Below are 24,697 nucleotides of genomic sequence, written 5' to 3'. Positions count from 1 at the left end.
CAGGTTCGACAGGGAGCTTTCGTATGACCGCTGTGAAAAAGGCCCTCGGTATCACCGACGTGGTGCTGCGCGACGCCCACCAATCCATCCTGGCCACCCGTGTGCGTCTGGAGGACATGCTGCCGATCGCCGCCAAGCTCGACCAGGTCGGCTTCTGGTCGGTGGAATCCTGGGGCGGCGCGACCTTCGACGCCTGCATCCGCTACCTGGGCGAAGATCCCTGGGAGCGCATCCGCGCCCTGAAGCAGGCCATGCCCAATACTCGCCAGCAGATGCTGCTGCGCGGGCAGAACCTGCTCGGCTACCGGCACTATGCCGACGACGTGGTGGAGAAGTTCGTCGAGCGGGCGGCGGTCAACGGCGTCGACGTGTTCCGCGTGTTCGATGCGATGAACGATCCGCGCAACCTGCAGACCGCCCTGCAGGCGGTCAAGCGCCAGGGCAAGCATGCCCAGGGCACCATTTCCTACACCACCAGCCCGGTGCACAGCCTGCAGATGTGGGTCGACCTGGCCAAGCAGATCGAAGACATGGGCGCCGACTCCATCGCCATCAAGGACATGGCCGGCATCCTCACCCCCTATATCGCCTTCGAGCTGGTGTCGCAGCTCAAGGCCAGCCTGTCGATCCCGATCCACATGCAGTGCCACGCCACGGCGGGGTTGTCTTCCGTGGCCATCCTCAAGGCGGTGGAAGCCGGTATCGACAACGTCGACACCGCCATCTCCTCGCTGTCGATGACCTACGGCCATTCGCCGACCGAGTCGGTGGTGGCCATGTTCCAGGGTACCGAGCGCGATACCGGTCTGAACCTGGAGCTGCTGGAGGAGATCGCCGCCTACTTCCGCGAGGTTCGCAAGAAGTACGCCAAGTTCGAGGGCAACCTCAAGGGCGTCGACTCGCGCATCCTGGTCGCCCAGGTGCCGGGCGGCATGCTCACCAACATGGAGAGCCAGCTCAAGGAGCAGGGCGCCCAGGACAAGTTCGACCAGGTACTGGCGGAAATCCCGCGGGTGCGCGAGGACCTGGGCTTCATCCCGCTGGTGACCCCGACCTCGCAGATAGTCGGGACCCAGGCAGTGATCAACGTCTTGACCGGCGAGCGCTACAAGTCGATCACCAAGGAAACCGCCGGGGTGCTCAAGGGCGAGTACGGCGCCGCGCCGGCGCCTTTCAATAAGGAGCTGCAGGCACGGGTGCTGGATGGCGGCGAAGCCATCAGCTGCCGCCCGGCCGACCTGCTCGAGGCGGAAATGGACAAGCTGACCGCCGAACTCAAGGGCATCGCCCGGGACAAGGGCATCCAGCTGGCCAAGGACGAAATCGACGACGTGCTGACCTATGCGCTGTTCCCGCAGATCGGCCTGAAGTTCCTGGAGAACCGCGGCAACCCGGCGGCCTTCGAGCCGGTGCCGAGCGGTGACGAGCGGCCGGCGCGCGAGGCCGGCAAGCCCGAGGTCTACACCGTCGAGGTGAGCGGCAAGTCCTATGTGGTGCAGGTGGGCGAGGGCGGCGATATCGAGGGCATCAAGCCCCTGGGGGGCGCCGCTTCTACGCCGGCCGCTGCGGCGGCGGCTCCGACTGCCGTCGGCGGCGGCGAGCCGCAGGCCGCGCCGTTGGCCGGCAACATCTTCAAGGTGCTGGTGCAGCCGGGCCAGGCGGTCGAGGAGGGGCAGCTGGTGATTATTCTCGAGGCCATGAAGATGGAAACCGAGATCCGCGCGTTCAAGGCCGGTACCGTCGGTGCGGTCAACGTCAAGGTCGGCGATGCGGTGGCGGTGGGCGACAGCCTGCTGGCCATCGCCTGAGGGGCGGTCCATGGAGAAGCTCGTCAAGCTGTGGCAGAGCACCGGCCTGTATCACCTGGAGCCGGGGCAGGCGCTGATGATCCTGGTCTGTATGGGGCTGATCTACCTGGCGATCAGGAAGGGCTTCGAGCCGCTGCTGCTGATCCCCATCGGCTTCGGCGGCGTGCTGGCCAACATTCCGGTGGCGAATATGGCCGAGGGTGCAGGTTTCCTGCACATGATCTATGAGGTCGGCCTGCCCACCAGCGTGTTCCCGCTGCTGATCTTCATGGGGGTGGGGGCCATGACCGACTTCGGTCCGATGCTGGCCAACCCCAAGACGCTGTTGCTCGGCGCGGCGGCGCAGTTCGGCATCTTCGCCACCCTGATCGGCGCCCTGGCGCTGACCGCCCTGGGCATTCCGGGGATGGAGTTCAGTCTCAAGGAGGCGGCGTCCATCGCCATCATCGGCGGGGCCGACGGTCCGACCTCGATCTTCGTCACCTCCAAGCTGGCGCCGGACCTGCTCGGTCCGATCGCCGTGGCGGCCTATTCCTATATGGCCCTGGTGCCGTTGATCCAGCCGCCGATCATGCGCGCGCTGACCACCAAGGAAGAGCGCGCCATCGTCATGCAGCAGCTGCGGCATGTCAGCCAGGTCGAGAAGATCGTCTTTCCACTGGTGCTGTGTCTGCTGGTCGGCATGCTGCTGCCGGATGCCGCGCCGCTGGTGGGCATGTTCGCCTTCGGCAACCTGTTGCGCGAGTCCGGGGTGGTCGAGCGTCTGGCCGACACCTCGCGTAATGCGTTGATCAACATAGTCACCATCTGTCTGGGCCTGACCGTGGGCTCCAAGCTGTCGGCCGAAGCCTTCCTGCAGCTCAAGACCCTGGGGATTCTGGTGCTGGGCATGGTGGCCTTCTGCGGCGGCACCGCCGCCGGGGTGTTGATGGCCAAGGGCATGAACCTGCTCAGCAAGAACAAGATCAACCCCTTGATCGGCTCGGCCGGGGTGTCGGCCGTACCGATGGCGGCGCGGGTCTCGAACAGGGTCGGTCTGGAGGCCAATCCGCAGAACTTCCTGTTGATGCATGCCATGGGGCCGAACGTGGCCGGGGTGATCGGCTCGGCAGTGGCGGCGGGGGTGTTGCTCAACTTCGCCGGCTGATGCTTGGCGAGCGAAGGGGCGCCGTGCCGGTGCCTCTTCGATACAAAAAAACCGGCCAGGGGCCGGTTTTTTTGTATGCGTGATTCTTACGAATCTGCTGAGGCGAGTTCGCTGTCGTGGGCGATCAGGGCGATCAGGGCGTTCTGTTGGCGGCGCGACAGCTGACGGAAGCGTTGCAGCAGCTCGCGTTCGTGCTGGGACAGTTCGGGGCTGTCGATGCGCAGATCCGAATCATCGTCCAGCGCGCCTTCCTGCAGCATGCTCTGCTCGAGGCGGGCGATGATCTCCGAGTTCATGCTGCGGTGATGGTTGCGCGCCACATCGGCGATGCGCTCGCGCATACCGTCGGGCAAGCGAACAACGAATTTGTCAGCGGTACGACTGGAATAGATGGCCTGTTTCATAGGGGGCATACAGTAAACCGGTTCGTTCAGGAAAGCGATGCTGGCACAGGGCTACAAATGGTTAGGGTTAAGACCCATTTTTGCGCTCGTTGTTCCACCAGCATAGCCGCTCGTATCGAGATGACTGTCGAGTCATTCTTACAAATATTTGGCGCCAATTACGTGTCGTATTTTGGTCTGGATAAAGGCTCTTTGCCAGCACCGGTCGTCAGAAGTGAGTGCCATTAGACAGAACGCCGTCATTTAGTACGGCGGTTTCGGAGAGTCTGTCCGGCCAGCCCGCGGAGCGTGGTCCGCGCCTGGTCACGCATGACAACGATTATGATGTGCCAGCGGCCATGAGCGTGGTTCGGCAGGCCTGGCGGCAGGCGAAAGGGGGAGTGATGGGCGGGCGTTTGATCTATCTGATGGGGCCTTCGGGCTCGGGCAAGGACAGCTTGCTGCAGGCTGCGCGCGGGCCGCTGGCCGCGCGGGGCTGTCGGATCGCCCGGCGGGTGATCACCCGTTCCGCCGAGGCGCTCGGCGAAGAGGCGTTGTCGCTGTCGCCGGAACAGTTCGAGACGCAGGAGCGGGCCGGCGCCTTCGCCATAAGCTGGCGCGCCAATGGCCTGGCCTACGGCATTCCCCGGCAGGTCGACGAATGGTTGGCTGGCGGTGCGGATGTCCTGGTCAACGGCTCGCGGGCCTACCTAGACGAGGCGCGCCGACGCTATCCGGATCTGCTCGCCGTGTTGCTCGCGGTCGATCCGGCGGTGCTGCGCCGGCGCCTGCTGGCCCGCGGGCGCGAGACACCGCTGGAAATCGAGGCCCGTCTGGCGCGCAACGCCCAGTTCGCCGGCGGTGCGGCGCAGGGCGAGCGGCTGCAGTTGCTGGACAACTCCGGCGAGCTGGCCGGCACGGTGGAGCAGTTGCTCAGCCTGATCGAGGCCAGTCGACCTGGCGTCTGAGCCCGCTGCGAGAGGCTTGCCGGAGCGCGACCGGCCGCTCAATCCAGCGGCAACTCGGTGGTGCGCTTGACCTCGCTCATGGCGATGTTGGAGTGCGCCTCCTGCACGTGGGGACGCTGCAGCAGGTGATCGCGCAGGAAACGCTCGTAGCCGGCGATGTCCTTGGCCACCACCTTGAGCAGGTAGTCCGAGCCGCCAGCCATGGTGTAGCACTCCAGCACCTCGGGATAGCCGACCACCGCCTGCTCGAACTCCTCCAGGTTGCTGCGGCCGTGGGCCGACAGTTTGATGTCGACGAATACCGTGATGCCGAAGCCGAGCAGCTTGTGGTTGAGCAGGGCGACCTTGCGTTCGATCAGGCCCTCTTCCTGCATGCGGTGAATCCGCCGCCAACAGGGCGATTGCGACAGCTCCACCTTCTCCGCCACCTCCGCCGCCGACAGTTCGGCGTTGTGTTGCAGCAGGCGAAGAATCTTGCGATCGATAGGGCTCAGCGGGTTTTGCATGAATGATTCCCATATTTTGTTTTTATTGGATTAATCATGCGAAATATTGCTGGCTGATGCCCGAAAAAGAAAGATAAAAGCGATACCGCTCAGTCATATTCTTGGGTAGTCGTTGCCCGCGGTGATCCTGCGTGCGACAGAACCGCGCAGGCATTAACTGTTGCCGCGCAGCTCGCCATAACAATAAAAGGAGCGTCCGCATGTCTCTGGCCGAGATCCGCCTGGATGACAAGTACCGCCTTGCCACTGGTCACCTGTACCTCACCGGCACCCAGGCGCTGACCCGCCTGCCGATGCTGCAGAAGCAGCGCGACACGGCCCATGGCCTGAATACCGCCTGCTTCATCTCCGGCTACCGCGGCTCGCCCCTGGGCAACCTGGACAAGAGCCTGTGGGAGGCCAAGTCCTTCCTCCAGGAGAACCACATCCACTTCCAGCCGGGGGTCAACGAGGAGTTGGCCGCCACCGCGGTGTGGGGCAGCCAGCAGACCAGCCTGTTCCCCGGTGCCCGTTACGACGGCGTGTTTTCCATGTGGTACGGCAAGGGGCCGGGCGTCGACCGCTGCGGCGACGTGTTCAAGCATGGCAACTCGGCCGGCGTCTCCGAGCACGGCGGCGTGCTGCTGCTGGCCGGCGACGACCACGGCTGCAAGTCCTCGAGCATCGCCAACCAGAGCGAGCACGCCTTTATCGCCGCCTCCATTCCGGTGCTCAATCCGGCCAATGTCCAGGAGATTCTCGACTACGGCATCATCGGCTGGGAACTGTCGCGCTACAGCGGCTGCTGGGTGGCGCTCAAGACCATTGCCGAGAACGTCGACTCCTCGGCGGTGGTGGACGTCGACCCGCTGCGGGTCGAGGTCCGCATTCCCGAGGACTTCGAGCTGCCCGAAGACGGCGTCTACATCCGCTGGCCGGACCCGCCCCTGGCCCAGGAGAAGCGCCTCAACACCTACAAGATCTACGCGGCCCGCGCCTTCGCCCGGGCCAACAACCTCAACCGGGTGATGCTCGATTCGCCGAATCCGCGCCTGGGCATCATCACCACCGGCAAGTCCTACCTGGACGTGCGCCAGGCCCTGGAGGACCTCGGTCTGGACGAGGCGCTGTGCGCCCAGGTCGGCCTGCGCGTGCTCAAGGTCGGCATGAGCTGGCCGCTGGAGCCGGTCTCGGTGCACGAGTTCGCCGAGGGCCTGGACGAGATCCTGGTGGTGGAGGAGAAGCGCAGCATCATCGAGGACCAGCTGACCGGCCAGCTGTACAACTGGCCGGTGGGCAAGCGTCCACGGGTGGTCGGCGAGTTCGACGAGGACGGCAATTCCCTGCTGCCGAACCTCTCCGAGCTGACCCCGGCGATGATCGCCCGGGCCATCGCCAAGCGCCTGGCGCCTATCTACAGCAGCGCCAGCATCGAGGAGCGCCTGGCCTTCCTCGCCGCCAAGGAGGCCTCCCTGGCTGCGCCCAAGCACAGCACGCTGCGCACCCCGCACTTCTGTTCCGGTTGCCCGCACAACACCTCGACCAAGCTGCCCGAAGGCAGCCGCGCCCAGGGCGGCATCGGCTGCCACTACATGACCCAGTGGATGGACCGCAACACCGACACCTTCACCCAGATGGGCGGCGAGGGCGCCACCTGGATCGGCCAGGCGCCGTTCACCGACACCCCGCACATCTTCCAGAACCTGGGCGACGGCACCTATTTCCACTCCGGCCAGCTGGCCCTGCGCGCGGCCGTGGCCGCCGGGGTCAACATCACCTACAAGATCCTCTACAACGACGCGGTGGCCATGACCGGCGGCCAGCCGATCGACGGCGAGCTGCGCGTCGACCAGCTCAGCCAGCAGGTGTTCGCCGAGGGCGTCAAGCGCATCGCCCTGGTCAGCGACGAGCCGGAAAAATACCCGAGCCGCGACAGCTTCGCGCCCATCGTGACCTTCCACCACCGCAGCGAGCTGGACGCGGTGCAGCGCGAGCTGCGCGAGTTCAAGGGCGTCTCGGTGATCATCTACGACCAGACCTGCGCCACCGAGAAGCGCCGCCGGCGCAAGCGCGGCAAGCTGGTCGACCCGCAGAAGCGCGCCTTCATCAACCCGGCGGTGTGCGAGGGCTGCGGCGACTGCAGCGTCAAGTCCAACTGCCTGTCGGTGCTGCCGCTGGAGACCGAGCTGGGGCGCAAGCGCGAGATCGACCAGAACGCCTGCAACAAGGACTTCTCCTGCGTCGAGGGCTTCTGCCCGAGCTTCGTCACCGTGCACGGCGGCAGCCTGCGCAAGCCCGAGGCGGTGGGGCAGAACGCGCTGTTCGAGGCGCTGCCCGAGCCCAGGCAGCCAGGCCTCGAGCGGCCCTGGAACATCCTCCTGCCGGGGGTCGGCGGCAGCGGCGTGACCACGGTCGGCGCGTTGCTGGGCATGGCCGCGCACCTGGAAGGCAAGGGCTGCAGCGTGCTGGACCAGGCGGGATTGGCGCAGAAGTTCGGTCCGGTGGTGACCCATATCCGCGTCGCCGCCCAGCAGGACGACATCTATGCGGTGCGCATCGCCGCCGGCGAGACCGACCTGCTGCTCGGTTGCGACCTGGTGGTGGCCGCCAGCGAGGAGGCCCTGGCCAAGCTCAACGACAAGATCGCCCATGCGGTGATCAACAGCCATGAGGCGGCCACCGCCGAGTTCACCCGCAACCCGGACGCCCAGGTGCCCGGCGCGGCCATGCGCGAGGCGCTGATCGAGGCGGTGGGCAGCAGCAAGACCCACTTCGTCGACGCCACCCGCCTGGCCACCCGCCTGCTCGGCGACAGCATCGCCAGCAACCTGTTCATGCTCGGCTTCGCCTATCAGAAGGGCCTGGTTCCGGTATCGGCCGAGGCCATCGCCAAGGCCATCGAACTCAACGGCGTGGCCGTGGCGCTGAATCAGCAGGCCTTCCTCTGGGGCCGGCGCGCCGCCCATGACCTGGCGGCGGTGGAGAAGCTGGCTGCCCCCAAGGTGGTCGAGGCGCCGCGCTGCCAGACCCTGGAGGAACTCCTCAACGACCGTGTGGCGCGCCTCACCGCCTACCAGAACGCCGCCTACGCCGAGCGCTACCGCGAGCTGGTGCAGCGCGTGGCCCGCGCCGACAGCGGTGCCGACCAGGCCCTGAGCAAGGCCGTGGCGCGCTACTACTTCAAGCTGTTGGCCTACAAGGACGAGTACGAGGTGGCGCGGCTGTACAGCGACGGCAGCTTCCTGCAGCAGCTGCAGGCACAGTTCGCCGGCGACTATCGCCTGCAGTTCCACCTGGCACCGTCCTGGCTGAGCAAGGCCGATCCGGTCACCGGCGCGCCGCGCAAGCGCCAGTTCGGTCTCTGGATGCTCAAGGCCTTCGCCCTGCTGGCCAAGTTCAAGTTCCTGCGCGGCACGGCTTTGGACCCCTTCGGCTATGGCGCCGAGCGCCAGCTGGAGCGCGAGCTGATCGAGGAATACGAGCGCAGCGTCGAGTACCTGCTGGCCGAGCTCAAGCCCGGCAACTACCGCACCGCGGTGGCCCTGGCCGAACTGCCGGAGCAGATCCGCGGCTACGGCCACGTCAAGGAGCAGGCGGTGGCCAGAGTCCGTGAGCAGGGCCGGCAGCTCAAGGCCCGCCTGCTGGCCAGCGAAATCCAGGCCGTGCAGCTGTTCGAACCGGCCGCCTGATCACCATCTAACCCTACCAAGAACCCTCTCCCAGGCCGGGAGAGGGGCGACCCCCTACAACAAGAAACCCGAGGTTTTTCCATGTCCGTGTTTTCCCACGTCGATTTCGATCATCACGAGCAGGTGGTCTACGGCCACGACCAGGCGTCGGGCCTCAAGGCCATCATCGCGATCCACGACACCACCCTCGGTCCGGCCCTGGGCGGTTGCCGCATGTGGGCCTACGCCAGCGACGACGAGGCCCTGCGCGACGTGCTGCGGCTGTCCCGCGGCATGAGCTACAAGTCGGCCCTGGCCAAGCTGCCCCTGGGCGGCGGCAAGGCGGTGATCATCGGCAACCCGCACACCGGCAAGAGCGAGGCGCTGTTCCAGGCCATGGGCGATTTCGTCGACAGCCTGGGCGGGCGCTACATCACCGCCGCCGACTCCGGCACCGGTGTGGCGGAGATGCAGATCATGGCCGAGCGCACCCGCCACGTCGCCGGCGCCGGCCAGCGCGAGGCCCTGGTCGGCGGCGGCCTGCGTAACGGCGATCCGTCGCCGTCCACCGCCTATGGCGTGTTTATCGGCCTGCAGGCGGCGGTCAAGCACCGCCTCGGCCGCGACGACCTCAAGGGCCTGAAGGTGGCCATCCAGGGCGTCGGCCAGGTCGGCTTCGGCCTGGCCCGCCAGCTCAAGGAAGCCGGCGCCGAGCTCTGGGTGACCGACATAGTCGAGGCCAACGTGCGCCGCGCGGTGGAACAGCTGGGCGCCACCGCGGTGGGCCAGAACGACATCTACGGCCTGGACGTGGACGTGTTCGCCCCCTGCGCCATGGGCGCGATCATCAACCCGCACACCCTGGAGGCGCTGCGCGCGCCGGTGATCGCCGGGGCGGCCAACAACCAGCTGGCCAGCGCCGAACTGGCCGAGGAGCTGCAGCGCAAGGGCTGCCTGTACGCCCCGGACTACGCGATCAACGCCGGCGGCATCATCGACGTCTGCTATGAGCGCACCGGCGGCAGCGCGGCCGAACTGAAGGCGCATATCGAGGGCATCGGTCCGACCCTGGCGGAGATCTTCCAGCGCGCCGAGCGCGAGGGTGCCACCACCACCGCCATCGCCGATCGCCTGGCCGAGGAACGCCTGCGCGGCGGGCGCTAACGCCATGTGCCGGCCGCTGCATGGATAGGGCTGAGGATCGCCGGCCCGCTGGCCGATTGGCGGGTTACGCCTTCGGCTAACCCACCCTGCACAAGTTTTCCGACTGACTTTTTTCACAACAACAAGAGGGCAAGTCCCAATGAGTCAAGACAGCATCGTCGCCGGCAGCTACGCCGGCGCCTCCAGCAGCGCCGGCCGTGGCCTGTGGTCGTCGCGCTGGGCCTTCTTCCTGGCCGCCACCGGCTCGGCCGTGGGCCTGGGCAATATCTGGAAGTTCCCCTACATCACCGGCGAGAACGGCGGCGGTGCCTTCGTCCTGGTCTACCTGGCCTGCATCCTGGTGATCGGCATTCCGCTGCTGATGGCCGAGGTGATGATCGGCCGCCGCGGTCGGGCCAACCCGGAGGGCGCCATGGCCGCCCTGGCCAAGCAGGCCGGGGCCAGCCGCCATTGGCGCATCCTCGGCAGCGTGGCGGTGCTGACCGGCTTCCTGATTCTCAGCTTCTATGCGGTGGTCGCCGGCTGGGCGGTGGCCTATGCACCGGCCGCCGCCCTGGGCGAGTTCGCCGGGCTGGACGGCGAGCGCAGCGGCGCGCTGTTCGGCGCGATGCTCGGCGATCCCTGGAAACTGGCTGGCTTCGGCACCCTGGTGCTGCTGGTGACCCTGGGTATAGTGGCCTTGGGCGTGCGCGAGGGTCTGGAGCGCTCGCTGCGTTTCATGATGCCGGGGTTGTTCCTGTTGCTGCTGGTGTTGGTGGGTTATGCCGCCACCACCGGGCATTTCATGGCGGCGGTAAGTTTCCTGTTCGATGCCGATTTCAGCAAGCTCAGCGCCCAGAGCGTGCTGGTGGCCCTGGGGCATGCCTTCTTCACCCTCAGTCTGGCCAGTGGCGCGATGATGGCGTACGGCTCCTACCTGCCGGCCGGCACCTCGATCGCCCGGACCGCGCTCATGGTCGCCCTGGCCGATACCGGGGTGGCGCTGCTGGCGGGCCTGGCGATCTTCCCGCTGGTGTTCGCCAACGGCCTGGAGCCGGGCGCGGGGCCGGGGCTGATCTTCGTCACCCTGCCGATCGCCTTCGGCCAGATGCCGCTGGGCCAGCTGGTCGGCGGGCTGTTCTTCGTCATGCTGGCGATCGCCGCGCTGACCTCGGCGATCTCCCTGAGCGAGCCGACCATCTCCTGGCTCAGCGAGAAGTTCGGCATCGGCCGTCTCAAGGCGGTGCTGCTCAGCGGCCTGGCCCTGTGGCTGCTGAGCCTGGGCACGGTGTTCTCGTTCAACGCCTGGAGCGAGTTCACCCTGTTCGGCAAGACCTTCTTCGACTGCCTGGACTACCTGACCACCAACCTGCTGATGCCGCTCGGCGGCCTGGGCACCGTGCTGTTCACCGGCTGGGTGTTGAGCCGCGAGAGCGTCCAGGAGGCCTTGGGGCTGGACAACCCGCAGCTGTTCAAGCTGTGGTGGCAGGTGCTGCGCTGGGTCACCCCGCTGGGCATTCTGGTGGTGTTCCTGCACACCCTCGGCCTGTTCGGCTGAGGAGGTGGCTGGCGGCATGACAAATGCGCATTCGGCCGTTAAGATGCGCCCCGGTCGTTGCGATGCTATGTCGCGCCACCGCGTCCCCTTAGTTCAATGGATAGAATAAGCCCCTCCTAAGGGCTAGATACTGGTTCGACTCCAGTAGGGGACGCCATCTACCAGGGCAGCGAACCGTTGCCCGACCTCCAGAAACCCCGCCCCGTGCGGGGTTTTCTGTCTATGCCGGCCGGCGTCGCGCACCTGCGACTTTAGGCCCGGGCCGCTGCGGCCAAAGTACTATTGCGCCGCCGCGGTGCGGGGGCGACCCTGGCTGGGCCGAACTGCGCCCGAGCCCGTTACGCTTATGTCCGCCCGCTCCCCCATGCCTGAGATGCCTGCGCCACGGCCCGTGCGCCGGCGCCTGGCCAATGGCCTGGAAGTGCTGCTGCTGAGCCGGGCGGATGCGCCCCGGGCGGCGATCAGCCTGCGGGTCGCCGCCGGCAGCCACGACGAGCCCGCCGTCTATCCCGGCTTGGCGCACTTTCTCGAACACCTGGTGTTCCTCGGCAGCGTGGGGTTCGCCCCCGAGCAGGGGCTGATGGCCTATGTGCAGGCCTGTGGCGGTCAGGTCAACGCCTCGACCCAGGCACGCCACACCGACTACTTCTGCGAGGTCCCGGCCGACCGGCTCGACGGCGCCCTGGCACGCATGCTCGACATGCTGGCCAGGCCGCTGCTCGAGCCGGCCGCGCAACGGCGCGAGCGCGAGGTGCTGCACGCGGAGTTCCTGGCCCGGAGCCAGGATGCCGAGACCCTGCTGGACGCCGCGCTGGGCCAGGCGCTGCCGGCTGGGCATCGGGCCGCGGCCTTCCTCGCCGGCAACCGCGCGACCCTGACGCTCGACAGCGACGCCTTCCAGCAGGCGTTGCGGGCCTTCCATCGGCGTTTCTACCAGGCCGGACAGCTGTCCCTGATGCTGGTCGGGCCGCAGTCCTGCGCCGAACTCCTCGCCCTGGTCCAGCGTCATGCCGACGGCCTGCCGGCGGCGGCACGCCAGGTGCAGGCGACGCCGCCCACGCTGCTGCCCCTGCGCGAGCAACACCTGCGCATGAGCCTGCGCGGCAGCCACCCGAGCCTGCAGTTGGCTTTTGCCCTGGAGCTGCCGCCGCGGGTCCCGATCGCGGCGTTCAACGAAGCCTTGGCGCTGCTGCAGAGCTGCCTGTCGACCCGCTCGGCGGGGGGGCTGGGTGCCGAGCTGGAGGAGGCGGCGTTGTGTCGTGGCCTGGAGGTGCGCCTGGTCTACCGCCATCTCGGCCAGGCCCTACTGCTGCTGAACTTTGCCGACGTCGATCCGGGTGGCCCGGCCCAGGCGAGCATCGCCGCGGCCCTGCAGGACTGGCTGGCGTTTCTGGCGTCGGCGGCCGACTGGGGGGCGCTGGCCGCGAGTCGAGGGGCGCTCGAGGCGCGCCAGTTGCAGGCCCTCGGCCCCTTGGCGTTGGCGCGCCACTGGCAGGAATGCCTGAGCGTGGGGCGGGAACCCGGGGCAAGCGCTAGTGCCGAGGGCCTTCAGGCGGTCCGGACGCTACTGCTGCAGATGCGCAACCCGGAGCGGGCGATCAGCCTGTGCGTCGGCCCGGCCGAGGCGCCGGCCTGGCCCGGCGCGGGGTTCCCCCTGCATATGAGCCGGACGGCGCCAGTGGCCGCCGTGCCGCCCCGCGCCTGGAACTGGCGACTGCCGGCCGCCAATCCCTTGCTCGGCCCAGTGGCGGCGGCGCCGGTTGTGCTGGGGATGACGGTCGCCCTGGACTGGTTCGCCGCTCCCCGCGGCGCGGGCCGGGCCGCCTTCCATGGCCTGTTGCGCTTCGCCGAGCCGCCACCCCTGACCCAGCTGCTGGCCTACGGCCAGGCGAGGCTGCGTACGGTGCAGGTCGATGCGCAAGAGGTCGGAGCCATGCTGCGCCTGGCGGGCGAGGGCGACGGCCTGCAGCTGTCCCTGGAGGGGGCGGCGGATCTGCTGCCCAGGCTGCTGGCGCAGGTGCTGGCCCGCCTGGGCACGGCCCCAGCGGCGGCCTGGCCTGCCCCTGGGGCGGTCGATGCGACGCAGATGCCGCTGCGCCAGCTGCTCGGGCGCCTGCCCGAACTCTTCGCCGCGCCGGGCCCCGAGCCGACGCGTGCGGGTTGCACAGACTGGCCGGGCCTGTTCCGCCGGGCCCATCTCGAAGGCCTGGGAGTGGGCCTGGCCGCGGGCGAGCGGCAGGCGATCGCCCGCCTGTTCGCCCGGACTGCCAGTCTGCCGCCGGTCGCGCCCCCGGCCCGGCCCGCGCCGGGACGCTACTGGCGCGACGCGGCCATCGACGCGCCGGAGGCGGCGCTGCTGCTGTTCTGCCCGCAGCCTGCGGCCGATGCCGCCAGCGAAGCGGGCTGGCGCCTGCTGGCGCAGCTCTACCAGGGACCCTTCTTCGCCCGCCTGCGCGGCGAGCTGCAGCTGGGCTACGCCCTGTTCTGCGGCTTCCGTCAGGTCGAGGGGCGCCGCGGCGTCCTGTTCGCGGTGCAGTCGCCCAAGGCCTCGACGACGCAGCTGCTCGGGCATATCGAGGCCTTCCTGGCGGCGCAAGGCGAACGCCTGGCGCGGCTGGCGGCGCAGGAACTGCGTGTCGCCTGCGGCGAGCTGGCGCGCCAGTTGGGCGAGCAGGCGGCGAGCGTGCCGGGGCGGGCCGAGCTGTGCTGGCAACAGCATCTGGCCGGATTGCCGCAGGCCCATGGCGAGGCCGTGCGGCAGGCGCTGAACGGCTTCGAGTCGGACGAGCTGCAGCGCTGCCATCGCGCCCTGTGCCAGGCCCGGGGCGGCTGGCGGGTGCTGGCCGGCGGCGCGCCGCCGGCCTGAGCGCCCAGGCCTGGGCGCATGCTGCCGCGGGCCGCACGACCCTTGAGCCCGGGGCATTCCCGACGTTGCCGGGCTGCCTCCAGGGGCGGTGACCTTGCCACGGCCGACAACCCCCATTCATCCACGCTACTCGCAGCCTGCCCGGTGCCGCTGCGGTTGCGTGCTGCTTTCGCCTTGCTTCGCCTACGACCTTGGACCGACCGCCGTTCGCCCAGGGTCGGTGGGAGCGGGCGGACTAAGCCCTTGCGCCTGCGCCGGCGGGCCCGACCAAAGCAGCGGCCAACCGCTGCCAAGGCAGCCTGGGGCCACCGCCTGCGGCTTTCGATAATCGCCTCCGACCCGGCCGTCCTGCGGTCGTCCCACCTAGCGGAGAGCGTTATGCACAACAACAAGATCGCCACCCCCCGGTTCCTGCCCCTGGCCCTGACCGCCGCCGTCGCCCTGGCCGGCGCCCAGCAGGCCGCCGCCGAGATCGTCCTGTACGACCAGGACGACACCACCTTCTCCACCGACGGCTATGTCAACGCCTTCTACGTCAACAGCGACGTCGACCGCGAAGGCGAGCTCAACGACCGCCGCCAGGCGCGGGTGAAGATGGGCTTTCTGCCCAACTGGATCGGCTTCAACTTCGGCAAGCAGATCGACGGCCTCAAGCTCGGCGGCCGCTCCTCGTTCTGGGTGACCATCAACGACAGTGAGACCAACGGCACCGCCACCGCCATCGACGTGCGCCAGTTCTACGGCACGGTGGCCAGCCCGGAGTGGGGCGAGGTGCTGGTGGGCAAGGACTTCGGCCTGTTCTCCCGTTCCAACATCTTCCTCGACGAGATGCTCGCCGGCTACGGCAACGTCAGCGACACCCTGGGCCTGGTCGACGGCACCGGCGTGTCCTTCGGCAACATCGGCACCGGCTACCCCTATCCCTTCCCGACCTCGCAGATCACCTATCGCAACAACAATCTGGCCGAGGGCCTGCGTTTCGCGGTCGGCATCATGGACCCGGTGGACACCAACGACGACAGCGCCGTCGGCCGCGCCTACCAGGAAGAGCCGCGCTTCGAGTCGGAGATCAGCTACCAGTTCGATCTGGGCGGGGCAACCCTCTACTCCTGGCTCAACGGCGCCTACCAGACCTCGGACAACACCGACAGCAGCGTCGACTCGGTGACCTCCCAGGGCGTCGGCTACGGCGTGCAGGCCAAGATGGGCGGCGTCTCGCTGACCGCCTCGGGCTTCCAGGCCGAGGGCATCAACCCCTTCTTCACCAACAATGCCGGCGAGCCGACCCTGCGCGAGATCGACAGCGACGGCTACCTGCTGCAGGGCTCCTACACCTTCGGCAAGAACCGCGTGGCCCTGTCCTACGGCAAGACCGAGGACGACGGCAACGGCCTGGGCAGCGCCGCCGACTACGAGACCCGCGGCATCGCCTACTTCCGCACCATCAACGACAACCTCAAGCTGGTCGCCGAGTACAACCAGTACCAGATCGATGCCGCCGCCGGCAGCGGCCTGGGCGAAGACACCGACACCTTCGCCGTGGGTGCCGTGCTGAGCTGGTAAACCAGGCCTCAGGAGCCGGACGGGGCCGCCCCGTCCGGCTTTTTCATGGGAGGTGGTCATGTGGGAGTTCTGGAGTTTCGCCGGGCTGATCCTGCTGCCGATGAGCGCCCTGTTCGGCGCCCTGCCGTTGTGCCTGATGCGCTGGTTTTCCTGACCCTGCTACTTAGGGAGGAGGTCCGGCGGCACTCAAGTAGCATGGGGGGCGCGGGCCGGGCTTCGTAGAATCCCCATGACGAGTAGGTTCTTTCATGGGGCATGGCTATGCGGCAGGAGCTGACGGAAGGCGTGGTCACCGCGATGTCGGCGGCCAGGGACGTGGAGCAGGTGGCCCAGGAGCTGGCGCGCCAGCTGATCCATCCGCACCTGGGTTTCGTGCTGTTCTTCTGCTCCGCCGAATACGACCTGCAGGGCCTCGGCGAGGCGCTGGAACAGCACTTCGGCGGCATCGGCCTGGTCGGCTGCACCAGCGCCGGCGAGATCACCCTCCAGGGCTACGGCCGCGGTTGCGTCAGCGCGGTGGGCTTCGACCACCGCAGCTTCTCGGTCGCCAGCGCGCTGATCGACGAGATGGAACGCTTCAGCCTGATCGACGCCCAGCAGCTGGTCGAGCGCCTGGTCGGCGACTGCCGGCACAACGAGCTGGCGCCGATCAAGGGCCACAGCTTCGCCCTGACCCTGCTCGACGGCCTGTCCAGCCGCGAGGAGGTGGTGCTCGGCGCGCTCAGCGCCGCCTTCGGCAGCATCCCGCACTTCGGCGGCTCGGCCGGCGACGACAACCACCTGACCCATACCCACGTCTACTACGGCGGCCAGTTCCACACCGGCGCGGCGGTGGTGGTGCTGTTCAACACCTGGCTGGACTTCGAGGTGTTCAGCACCCACCACATCGAGCCGCGCGCCGACAAGCTGGTGGTCACTCGGGCCGACAGCGCCCGCCGCCGGGTGCATGAGCTCAACGCCGCGCCGGCCGCCCTGGAATACGCGCGGCTGATCGGCGTGGCGGTGGCCGACCTGGACATGCGCCTGTTCGCCGCCCACCCGCTGGCCGTGCGCATCGGCGGCCAGTACTACGTGCGCTCGATCCAGCGGGTCAACGAGGACCTCAGCCTGAGCTTCTACTGCGCGGTGGAGAACGGCATCGTCCTCACCGCCATGCGTCCCGGGCCCCTGCTGGCCAACCTCGAGGGGCTGTTCGACGGCCTGCGCCGGCGCCTCGGCCCGCTGCTGCTGACCATCGGCTGCGACTGCTTCCTGCGCCGCCTGGAGATCGAGGCCGAGGACGGTGCCCCGGCGGTCGCCGCCTTGCTGCGGCGCCAGCGGGTCATAGGCTTCAACACCTACGGAGAGCAGTTCAATGGCATGCACATCAACCAGACCTTCACCGGAGTCGCCATCGGCCGCCCCGGCCGGGACTGATGGCGCCGCGCTGCTCGAGCGCTGCCGCGCCCTGGAGGAGGACAACCGCAAGCTCAGGCGCATCAACGAGGCGCTGATCGAGCGGGTGGAGTCGATCAATTCCCGCGGCGACGACGCCTACGCCGCCTTCCAGCACTCGGTGGTGCTGGCCGAGCAGGTGCGCGAGCGCACCGACGCGCTGAACCAGGCCATGGCCGAGCTCAAGTCGAGCAACCAGCTGCTCAGCGACGCCCGGCTGCGGGCGGAGACCGCCCACCAGCACCTGATCGACGCCATCGAGAGCATCTCCGACGCCTTCGTGCTGTTCGACCGCGAGCAGCGCATCGTGCTGTTCAACAGCCGTTTCAAGGCGCTCTGGGCCGGCAGCCGGGTGCGCATCGGCAGCGGTCTGCGCCTGGCCGAGATCAAGCGCCTGAGCCGCAGCACCGGCCTGGTGGTCGAGGAGCAGCGCGGCCAGCGCGACGAGCACCTGCTCTATCGCCTGCGCAACGGCCGCTGGGTGCAGGTCAGCGAGCGGCCGACCCGCGAGGGCGGGTTGGTGATCCTCTACACCGACATCACCGAGGTCAAGCAGAGCGAGACCCAGCGCCGCGAGCAGGCCCTGGCGCAGAAGTCGCGCCTGCTGCAGCGCGCGGTGGACAACCTGTCCCAGGGCATGGCCATGGTCAATGCCGAGGGCGCGCTTGAGCTGTGGAACCACCGCTTCCTCGACCTCTGCGGCCTGGCGCCGATCAGCGCGCACCGGCCGTTCGCCGAGGTGATGGCCGACAGCGAGCTGGCCCTGCTCACCCCCGCCAGCCGCGACGCCGCCGGCCAGCCGATCGAGGAACTGGAGCTGCGCCTGTTCGACGGGCGCATGCTCGAGGTGCGCACCCACGCGCTGCCCACCGGCGGCTTCGTCAACACCTTCACCGACATCACCGAGCGCTACCGCCACGCCGAGGCGCTGAGCGAGAGCGAGCGCTGGATTCGCCTGATCACCGACCACGTGCCGGCGCTGATCGCCTACCTCAACGCCGACCTGGTCTACGACTTCACCAACAAGGTCTACGAGGAATGGTACTGCTGGCCCCGCGGCGCCATGCTCGGCCAGAGCCTGCGCCAGGTGCACAGCGAGGAGCACTGCCGGCGCCTGGAGCCCTATATCGAGCGGGCGCTGTCCGGCGAGAGCGTGACCTTCGAGGTGGCCGAGACCAACCACCTGGGCCAGGAGCGCTACATGCTGCGCTCCTATGTGCCCAATCGCCAGGCCAGCGGCGAGGTCACCGGGATCTTCGTGCTGATCCGCGACATCACCGAGCGCCGGCGCACCGCCGAGGCCCTGCACCAGGCCTACCAGCACCTGGAGCAGCGGGTGCGCGAGCGCACCGCCGAGCTGACCGGGCTGAACGGCCAGCTGCGCCGCGAAATCGACGAGCGCACCCAGATGGAGGGGCGCCTGCGTGAGGCCAAGGGCGAGGCCGAGCGGGCCAACCTGTCGAAGACCAAGTTCCTCGCCGCGGTCAGCCACGACCTGCTGCAGCCGCTCAACGCCGCGCGGCTGTTCACCGGCGCGCTGCTGGAGAAGCCGCAGGCGGACGACAGCCTGGCGCTGGTGCGCAACGTCAGCAACTCCCTGGAGGACGTTGAGAGCCTGCTCGGCACCCTGGTCGACATCTCCAAGCTGGACGCCGGGGTGATCAAGGCGGACATCGCCCCCTTCGCCGTCAGCGAGCTGCTGGAGAACCTCGCCGCCGAATACCACCAGATCGCCGGCAGCGAGGGCCTGCGCCTGGACTACCTGCCCAGCTCGGCGCTGGTGCGCAGCGACATCCTGCTGCTGGCGCGGATCCTGCGCAACCTGCTGAGCAACGCCATCCGCTACACCCGCCACGGGCGCATCCTGCTCGGCTGCCGGCGCCGGCGGCAGAGCCTGTCGATCGAGGTGTGGGACACCGGCATCGGCATCGCCGCGGACAAGCTCGGCGAGATCTTCCAGGAGTTCAAGCGCGGTGACGCCGGCCAGCGCAAGCAGGACCGCGGCCTGGGCCTGGGTCTGGCCATAGTGGAGAAGATCGCCGGCATGCTAGGTCATCGCATCCGCGTGGCCTCGCGCCTGGGCAAGGGCTCGATGTTCGCCATCGAGGTGCCGCTGACCACCCGCGCGCCGCGGGCGCGGGTGATCCACGACACCCCGGACCTGCTGCTCGAGCGCCTGCGCGGCTCGCGCATCTGGGTGCTGGACAACGACGCGGCCATCTGCGCCGGCATGCGCACCCTGCTGGAGACCTGGGGCTGCCAGGTGGTCACCGCCCTGAGCGAGGAGGACCTGGCGCGTCAGGTCGACAACTACCACGCCGACGCCGATCTGCTGATCGCCGACTATCACCTGGACGACGAGCGCAACGGCGTCGACGCCGTCGCCCTGATCAACGCGCGGCGCAGCACGCCGCTGCCGGCGTTGATGATCACCGCCAACTACAGCAACGAGCTCAAGCAGCAGATGCGCGAGCTGGGGCATACGTTGATGCACAAGCCGGTGCGGCCGATGAAGCTGAAGACGGCGATCAGCCATCTGCTGGAGCGGGGCGGGCAGGGGGCATAAGAGCTAGCCTGGCTGCAAAGTGGCAGCGCGACTCCATAGGTTTCGCCGCTCGGCTCATTACCGGGTTGAGTCCAGATTCTGGTTTCGCCCCTTACGGGCGAGTCACTTTTTCTTGCCTGGCCAAGAAAAAGTAACCAAAAAGAAGGCCACCCCATCATCCGGCCCCGGCTGCGCTGGGGTTCCCTCGTTCCATCATCGTTCGGTGGGCACGTTGCGAAGGGCCATTCCTGGCCCATCGCAGCTCTCGCGGCATCCATGCCGCTCAACCCACTCCACGACGATTCCACTCGGCCTCCTGGAGGGGACTTGGGCGGCGCCTGGGCCTGCGTAGTCAAGCAGGGTACAGCCCGTAGGGTGGGTTAGCGGCGTAGCGGCGTAACCCACCATGGCATCGGTCTGGCTGTCGCATTGCCGGCCTGTGTTCGACTCATTACCGGGCTGCGTTCGAGTTTTGGTTTCGCCCCTCACGGGCGAGTTACTTTTTCTTGCCTGGCCAAGAAAAAGTAACCAAAAAGAAGGCCACCCCATCATTCGGCCCCGGCTGCGCCGGGGTACCCTCGCTCCATCATCTCTCCGTGGGCACGCTGCGAAGGGCCCTCCCTGGCCCATCGCAGCTCTCGCGGCATCCCTGCCGCTCGACCCACTCCACGACGATTCCACTCGGCCTCCTGGAGGGGACTTGGGCGGCGCTTGGGCCTGCGCAGTCAGGCAGGGTACAGACTCTGCGAAGCAATGCTTTGAGGAGAAGGTACAAGCTCGCGATCGGGCCCCGTCAGTAGGCCGAGTGGAGGTGCTGCGCAGGGGGACGAGCCGCATGGATGCGGCGAGAGTGCCGATGGGCGGGGCCGCCGAGGCCAGGGAAGGCCCTTCGGCACGGCCCCCGGAGCGGCACCGGAACGAGGGAAGTCGAGCGCAGCGAGACCCGGATGCCGGGTGTGCTTTCTCTTTGGTTACTTTCTCTTTGCACCGGGCGGTGGTCCGCAAGCAAAGAGAAAGTAACTCGCCCGAGGGGGCGAAACCCACTCGTCAGGTACACGCGACAATTGGGGCCGGCCAAGCAACCGGCAAGCGACACGGCGAAGGGCCCGTCCGCCATCAAGAGCGGCACGCCTTGATGCCGGCTCAATCGTCGGCGATCGGTGAGGCTTGCCCGGCGGGGCGGAAGGGGCATACGGGTAGGGCGAGAACCGGCGGCCGCAAGGGCCGTGTAGCGCTCTCAACGGCGCAGATAGGCCGCGAAATCGATATCCCCGGCCGAGAGAATCGCCTGCACCCGGTTGTGCACATTGAGCTTGCGCAGGATGGCCGAGACGTGGGCTTTGACTGTGGTCTCGGCGATATCCAGGCTGTAGGCGATCTGCTTGTTGGATTCGCCCTTGGTCATGCGCTCGAGCACCAGCAGCTGCTTGCGGGTCAGGGCGTTGAGCAGCTCGGCGGAGATGCTCGGGTTCTCCGGGTGGCTGCGCCGCGAGCTGTTGCCCTGGCTGCGGATGATGTCCGGCGGCAGGTAGACGTTGCCGTCGAGGATCTGCGCGATGGCCTCGGTCATCTGCGCCCGCGGCGAGGACTTGGTGATGAAGCCCACCGCGCCGTAGGTGATGGCCTGCAGCACCACCTGCTTGTCCTGCTCGGCCGAGACTATCACCACCGGGATGGTCGGCGCCTCGTTGCGCAATTGCATCAGGCCATTGAGACCGTGCATGCCGGGCATGTTCAGGTCGAGCAGGATCAGGTCGAGGTCGTCGTTTTCCAGGGTCAGCGCCAGGGCGCTGTCCAGGTCGGCGGTTTCCAGGATGCTGCTACCGGGGAAGCCATCGCTGACGACGTTGTGGATGGCTTCGCGAAACAGCGGGTGGTCGTCGGCAATCAGGATCTTGTACATGGCCTTTCACCTCATTGTTTTGATTATGGTGCGGCGACGGAGATGGGGAAAGTTCGGCGGCTCAGGGCAGCGCCGCCGGTTGCGCCGGCAGCAGGGGCAGGCCGGCCTGTTCCCAGGCGTCGATGCCGTCGCGGTACCAGTAGAGGTTGCCATAGCCCAGGCGATGGGCGCGCTTGACCGCGTTCCAGCTCAGCCAGCAGTCCGAGCGGCAGTAGAACACCAGGGGCCAGCCCTTGTCGCCGTGGCTGGCCTCGCGCAGGTGGTGGCTGAAGTAGGCCTGCCAGCGGTCATCGAGTTGGCCGTCGCCGGTGTTGGCCAGCCACAGGCTGCCGGGCAGGTTGGCGTGTACCTCGTCCTCGATGAACTGGCCGTTGAGCCACTGGCGGCGGTAGGTGTCGATCAGCGCGGTGTGCGGTTGCTCGGCCAGCAGCCGCTGCAGCGCCACGGTATCCAGGGTGCGGGCGTGTTCGGCAGTGGCCGGGGTCGGGCTGCGGTACTGGCCGAGGCGATAGCCCTCGGCGGAGAACAGCGCCGGCTCGGCCTGGGCGAGGGGGATGAGCAGCAGGCCGAGCAGTCCGCTGATGAGTCGGGCAGGTCGCCCCGTGGGCACGCAAGTGTTCATCGCCTTAGGTCTCGGTTCTTTTTATGGACCCATTACAAGGCATCGATCCTGCTTTGGAAATTCTACGATGGAGAGCAAAAGCAGTACCAAAGTAGTAGAAGGGTGGGGCGCGACGCCGGTCAGCCGGCGCGGCGCAGGGCGGCGTGCTGGGGGTTGAAGGTGAAGACTGCGAGCACGGCGAACAGTCCGGTCAGGCCCAGGCAGATCAGCAGGGCGTCGGGGTTCAGGCGCTGGTAGAGGGCGAAGCGCACCAGCTCCACCGCATGGCTGAAGGGGTTGAGCGCGCACAGCCAGTACAGCCATTCGCTGGCCTCGCGCATCTTCCACAGCGGGTAGAGCGCCGAGGACAGGAAGAACAGCGGGAAGATCACGAAGTTCATCACCCCGGCGAAGTTCTCCAGCTGGCGGATGCCGTTGGACAGCAGCAGGCCCAGGGCGCTGAGCAGCAGCGCCACCAGCAGCAGCGCCGGCAGGGCGGCGAGCAGGCCCCAGGCCGGCGGCTGCACGCCATAGAGCCAGGCGATGGCGAGGAAGGCGTAGACCTGCAGCAGCGAGATCAGCGCCGTGGCGAGCAGCTTGCCGGCCAGCAGGAAGGCCCGCGGCAGCGGGCTGGTGAGCAGCACGCGCATGCTGCCCATCTCGCGGTCGTAGACCATCGACAGCGAGCCCTGCATGCCGTTGAACAGCAGGATCATGCAGGCCAGCCCCGGCACTATGTAGGTCTCGTAGGTGATGTAGGTGTCGTAGGGGGCGATGATGGCGATCCCTAAGGCTGCGCGGAAGCCGGCGGCGAACACCAGCAGCCACAGCAGCGGGCGCACCAGGGCGCTGAAGAAACGGCTGCGTTGCAGCACGAAGCGCAGCCACTCGCGCTGCACTATGCCGGCCAGGCAATGCCAGTAGGGGCTCATGCGGGCACCTCGCCAGCGGTGAGGCGGGCGAAGGCGGCGCCCAGGTCGGAATCGCCCGCCGCGAGCCGGCGGGCCTGGTCCTGGGCCACCAGGCGGCCGCGATTGAGGATCAGCAGCTCGTCGTCGTCCGTCACTTCGTCGAGCAGGTGGGTGGTCCACAACACCGCCAGGCCCTGGTCGCGGCACAGCTGGCGCACGTGGCGGTTGAGCGCCAGGCGGCTGGCCGGGTCGAGGCCGGCGCTGGCCTCGTCGAGCAGCAGCAGGCGCGGGCTATGCAGCAGGGCGCGGGCGATCTCCACCCGGCGGCGGTGGCCGCCGTTGAGGGCGCGGACCTTGTCATGGCGACGTTCGGCCAGTTGCTGACGGGCCAGTTCCGCGTCGATCCGCGTCTGCGCCTCGCGCCGGCCCAGGCCGTGCAGGGCGGCGTGGTAGCGCAGGTTCTGCTCGACACTCAGGTCCAGGTCCAGGGTGCTCTGCTGGAACACCACACCGAGCTGGCGCAGGGCCTGGCGCGGCTGCCGGGCGAGGTCGCTGCCGAGCACGCGGATCTCGCCCTGCTGCAGCTCGAAGAGGCGGGTGAGCAGGGCGATCAGGGTCGACTTGCCGGCGCCGTTGGGGCCGAGCAGGGCGGCGAAGCGGCCGGGTGCGACGCTGAAATCCACCCCCTGCAGGGCCTGGCGCGCGCCGTAGGCGAAGCCCAAAGCGGCCACCTCGAGGGCGTTCACGGGGTCACCACCACGCCCCAGGGGTAGCGGCCGACCTTGATCGATTTCGTGACCTTGAGGCTGTCGACGTCGATCACCGAGACGTCGCCGCTGACCCCGTTGGTGGTCAGCAGGCGCTTCTGGTCCGGGGTGAAGGCCAGGTGCCAGACGCGGCGGCCGACCAGCAGGTAGTCGAGGATCGCATAGCTCTGGGCATCCACCACCGCCACGTGGTTGGCCGGACCCAGGGCGACGAAGGCGTAGCGGCCGTCGGCGCTGAGCTTGACCCCGACCGGCTGCACCTTGTCCGGGTGCACGCCCTTGATCTGGAAGCTCAGGGTCTTGAGCACCTGGCGCGTGGCCACGTCGAGCACCGTGACCGTGCCGCCGATCTCCGCCGAGGCCCACAGGCGCGTGCCGTCGTCGTCGAACTCGACGTGCCGCGGGCGCTGGTCGACCAGGGTGTTGTCCACCAGCTGCTGGGTGGCGGTGTCGATCCAGTGCAGCATGTTGGTGGTCTCGCTGGTATTGACCGCCCACTTGCCGTTCGGGCTGACCGCCATGCCCTCGGGCTCGACGCCGACGTCGATCTGCGCCAGCACCTCGTCGGTCTGGGTATCGACCACCGTGGCCAGGGCGTCGTCCTCGTTGGAGATGTACAGCCAGCGGTCGTTGGGGTGCAGGGCGAACTGCTCGGGGTCGGCGCCGGAGGGCAGTTCCTTGACGATCTGGCGCGTGGCCAGGTCCATCACCTGCACCCGGTCCGAGTCGCTGGCGCAGATGTACAGCAGCCTGTGGTCGGCCGACAGCAGCAGGCCGCGCGGGCGCATGCCGACGGCCAGGGTGTCGGTGACCTCCAGGCTGTCCAGGTCGATCACGCTGATGCTGTCGTCCTTCTCGTTGGATACGTAGGCGGTGGCGGCCTGGCCGGCGGTGCCGGCCAGGGCCAGGCTCAGGCCGAGGGCGAACGGGGCGATGCGCATGGGGCG

At 68.1% G+C, this 24,697-nt stretch carries 17 protein-coding genes and 1 tRNA gene; 11 read left to right on the top strand and 7 right to left on the bottom strand.

Going from position 1 to position 24,697, the window contains the following annotated elements:
* The first annotated feature begins 23 nt into the window (after positions 1-23).
* Together oadA and ACSX1C_RS08675 are read left to right on the top strand one after the other, a co-directional pair.
* Positions 24-1,808 (top strand): sodium-extruding oxaloacetate decarboxylase subunit alpha, encoded by a 1,785-nt coding sequence (oadA, locus tag ACSX1C_RS08680; RefSeq protein ID WP_439889086.1) that lies wholly within the window; start codon positions 24-26, stop codon positions 1,806-1,808.
* A 10-nt stretch (positions 1,809-1,818) separates the two neighbouring features.
* Complete coding sequence (locus ACSX1C_RS08675; protein WP_318645707.1) at positions 1,819-2,955, top strand: sodium ion-translocating decarboxylase subunit beta; 1,137 nt, start codon at positions 1,819-1,821, stop codon at positions 2,953-2,955.
* 86 nt (positions 2,956-3,041) lie between these two features.
* Here the strand turns inward: ACSX1C_RS08675 and ACSX1C_RS08670 are convergent, their stop codons facing one another.
* A complete protein-coding gene (locus tag ACSX1C_RS08670; RefSeq protein ID WP_439889085.1) occupies positions 3,042-3,368 on the bottom strand; it encodes an Arc family DNA-binding protein in 327 nt (108 codons plus the stop codon).
* A gap of 374 nt (positions 3,369-3,742) precedes the next feature.
* On the opposite strand from ACSX1C_RS08670, the gene phnN reads away from it, so the two are divergent.
* Positions 3,743-4,306, top strand: coding sequence for a phosphonate metabolism protein/1,5-bisphosphokinase (PRPP-forming) PhnN (gene phnN / locus ACSX1C_RS08665; protein WP_439889396.1), 564 nt, complete (start codon positions 3,743-3,745; stop codon positions 4,304-4,306).
* Positions 4,307-4,344: 38 nt separating this feature from the next.
* Here the strand turns inward: phnN and ACSX1C_RS08660 are convergent, their stop codons facing one another.
* The gene (locus ACSX1C_RS08660) at positions 4,345-4,812 is read right to left on the bottom strand and encodes an Lrp/AsnC family transcriptional regulator (RefSeq protein WP_318645710.1); all 468 of its coding nucleotides are present in this window, start codon (positions 4,810-4,812) and stop codon (positions 4,345-4,347) included.
* Between the two features lie 200 nt (positions 4,813-5,012).
* Here ACSX1C_RS08660 and ACSX1C_RS08655 point away from each other — a divergent pair, with 200 nt between their 5' ends.
* The 8 genes from ACSX1C_RS08655 (at position 5,013) to nahK (ending at position 19,589) form a co-directional block, all read left to right on the top strand.
* Positions 5,013-8,480, top strand: a complete 3,468-nt coding sequence (locus tag ACSX1C_RS08655; RefSeq protein WP_439889084.1) for an indolepyruvate ferredoxin oxidoreductase family protein — start codon at positions 5,013-5,015, stop codon at positions 8,478-8,480.
* An 81-nt stretch (positions 8,481-8,561) separates the two neighbouring features.
* The gene (locus ACSX1C_RS08650; RefSeq protein ID WP_439889083.1) at positions 8,562-9,623 is read left to right on the top strand and encodes a Leu/Phe/Val dehydrogenase; all 1,062 of its coding nucleotides are present in this window, start codon (positions 8,562-8,564) and stop codon (positions 9,621-9,623) included.
* 139 nt (positions 9,624-9,762) lie between these two features.
* Positions 9,763-11,160, top strand: a complete 1,398-nt coding sequence (locus tag ACSX1C_RS08645; protein WP_439889082.1) for a sodium-dependent transporter — start codon at positions 9,763-9,765, stop codon at positions 11,158-11,160.
* 82 nt (positions 11,161-11,242) lie between these two features.
* Positions 11,243-11,317: transfer RNA gene (locus ACSX1C_RS08640), tRNA-Arg, on the top strand.
* Positions 11,318-11,524: 207 nt separating this feature from the next.
* Positions 11,525-14,026 (top strand): pyrroloquinoline quinone biosynthesis protein PqqF, encoded by a 2,502-nt coding sequence (gene pqqF, locus ACSX1C_RS08635; RefSeq protein ID WP_439889081.1) that lies wholly within the window; start codon positions 11,525-11,527, stop codon positions 14,024-14,026.
* A 378-nt stretch (positions 14,027-14,404) separates the two neighbouring features.
* On the top strand, positions 14,405-15,589 hold the full coding sequence (locus tag ACSX1C_RS08630; protein WP_439889080.1) for a porin: 1,185 nt from the start codon (positions 14,405-14,407) through the stop codon (positions 15,587-15,589).
* A gap of 261 nt (positions 15,590-15,850) precedes the next feature.
* On the top strand, positions 15,851-17,005 hold the full coding sequence (nosP, locus tag ACSX1C_RS08625) for a nitric oxide-sensing protein NosP (protein WP_439889395.1): 1,155 nt from the start codon (positions 15,851-15,853) through the stop codon (positions 17,003-17,005).
* Positions 16,944-19,589, top strand: coding sequence for a hybrid sensor histidine kinase/response regulator NahK/ErcS' (gene nahK, locus ACSX1C_RS08620; RefSeq protein ID WP_439889079.1), 2,646 nt, complete (start codon positions 16,944-16,946; stop codon positions 19,587-19,589). The genes nosP and nahK overlap by 62 nt, the downstream gene beginning before the upstream one ends.
* A gap of 1,216 nt (positions 19,590-20,805) precedes the next feature.
* Here nahK and ACSX1C_RS08615 read toward each other — a convergent pair.
* The 5 genes from ACSX1C_RS08615 to ACSX1C_RS08595 form a co-directional block, all read right to left on the bottom strand.
* Positions 20,806-21,471 carry a response regulator gene (locus ACSX1C_RS08615; RefSeq protein ID WP_439889078.1) on the bottom strand — a complete coding sequence of 222 codons (666 nt, stop codon included), beginning with the start codon at positions 21,469-21,471 and terminating at the stop codon, positions 20,806-20,808.
* A gap of 61 nt (positions 21,472-21,532) precedes the next feature.
* Entirely contained in the window at positions 21,533-22,093 is a 561-nt protein-coding gene (locus ACSX1C_RS08610; RefSeq protein ID WP_439889077.1) for a PQQ-dependent catabolism-associated CXXCW motif protein, read from the bottom strand.
* A gap of 119 nt (positions 22,094-22,212) precedes the next feature.
* Entirely contained in the window at positions 22,213-23,004 is a 792-nt protein-coding gene (locus ACSX1C_RS08605) for an ABC transporter permease (RefSeq protein WP_439889076.1), read from the bottom strand.
* Positions 23,001-23,729, bottom strand: a complete 729-nt coding sequence (locus ACSX1C_RS08600; protein ID WP_439889075.1) for an ABC transporter ATP-binding protein — start codon at positions 23,727-23,729, stop codon at positions 23,001-23,003. Before ACSX1C_RS08600 ends, ACSX1C_RS08605 begins: the two co-directional genes overlap by 4 nt.
* A complete protein-coding gene (locus tag ACSX1C_RS08595; protein WP_439889074.1) occupies positions 23,726-24,691 on the bottom strand; it encodes a YVTN family beta-propeller repeat protein in 966 nt (321 codons plus the stop codon). Before ACSX1C_RS08595 ends, ACSX1C_RS08600 begins: the two co-directional genes overlap by 4 nt.
* Positions 24,692-24,697: the final 6 nt, after the last annotated feature.

Source organism: Pseudomonas sp. MBLB4123, assembly GCF_051904775.1.
Lineage (GTDB): Bacteria > Pseudomonadota > Gammaproteobacteria > Pseudomonadales > Pseudomonadaceae > Aquipseudomonas > Aquipseudomonas benzenivorans_B.
Note: the sequence above shows the minus strand (reverse complement) of the source record. Positions and strands in the feature narration are given on the sequence as shown.

Bases quoted from the DNA above. Each gene is read 5' to 3' on its own strand.
- phnN (WP_439889396.1), top strand. From the start codon at position 3,743: ATGGGCGGGCGTTTGATCTATCTGATGGGGCCTTCGGGCTCGGGCAAG.
- ACSX1C_RS08645 (WP_439889082.1), top strand. From the start codon at position 9,763: ATGAGTCAAGACAGCATCGTCGCCGGCAGCTACGCCGGCGCCTCCAGC.
- ACSX1C_RS08610 (WP_439889077.1), bottom strand. From the start codon at position 22,093: ATGAACACTTGCGTGCCCACGGGGCGACCTGCCCGACTCATCAGCGGA.
- pqqF (WP_439889081.1), top strand. From the start codon at position 11,525: ATGCCTGAGATGCCTGCGCCACGGCCCGTGCGCCGGCGCCTGGCCAAT.
- ACSX1C_RS08670 (WP_439889085.1), bottom strand. From the start codon at position 3,368: ATGCCCCCTATGAAACAGGCCATCTATTCCAGTCGTACCGCTGACAAA.
- ACSX1C_RS08605 (WP_439889076.1), bottom strand. From the start codon at position 23,004: ATGAGCCCCTACTGGCATTGCCTGGCCGGCATAGTGCAGCGCGAGTGG.
- ACSX1C_RS08630 (WP_439889080.1), top strand. From the start codon at position 14,405: ATGCACAACAACAAGATCGCCACCCCCCGGTTCCTGCCCCTGGCCCTG.
- ACSX1C_RS08650 (WP_439889083.1), top strand. From the start codon at position 8,562: ATGTCCGTGTTTTCCCACGTCGATTTCGATCATCACGAGCAGGTGGTC.
- oadA (WP_439889086.1), top strand. From the start codon at position 24: ATGACCGCTGTGAAAAAGGCCCTCGGTATCACCGACGTGGTGCTGCGC.
- ACSX1C_RS08660 (WP_318645710.1), bottom strand. From the start codon at position 4,812: ATGCAAAACCCGCTGAGCCCTATCGATCGCAAGATTCTTCGCCTGCTG.
- ACSX1C_RS08595 (WP_439889074.1), bottom strand. From the start codon at position 24,691: ATGCGCATCGCCCCGTTCGCCCTCGGCCTGAGCCTGGCCCTGGCCGGC.
- ACSX1C_RS08655 (WP_439889084.1), top strand. From the start codon at position 5,013: ATGTCTCTGGCCGAGATCCGCCTGGATGACAAGTACCGCCTTGCCACT.
- ACSX1C_RS08675 (WP_318645707.1), top strand. From the start codon at position 1,819: ATGGAGAAGCTCGTCAAGCTGTGGCAGAGCACCGGCCTGTATCACCTG.
- nahK (WP_439889079.1), top strand. From the start codon at position 16,944: ATGGCATGCACATCAACCAGACCTTCACCGGAGTCGCCATCGGCCGCC.
- ACSX1C_RS08615 (WP_439889078.1), bottom strand. From the start codon at position 21,471: ATGTACAAGATCCTGATTGCCGACGACCACCCGCTGTTTCGCGAAGCC.
- nosP (WP_439889395.1), top strand. From the start codon at position 15,851: ATGCGGCAGGAGCTGACGGAAGGCGTGGTCACCGCGATGTCGGCGGCC.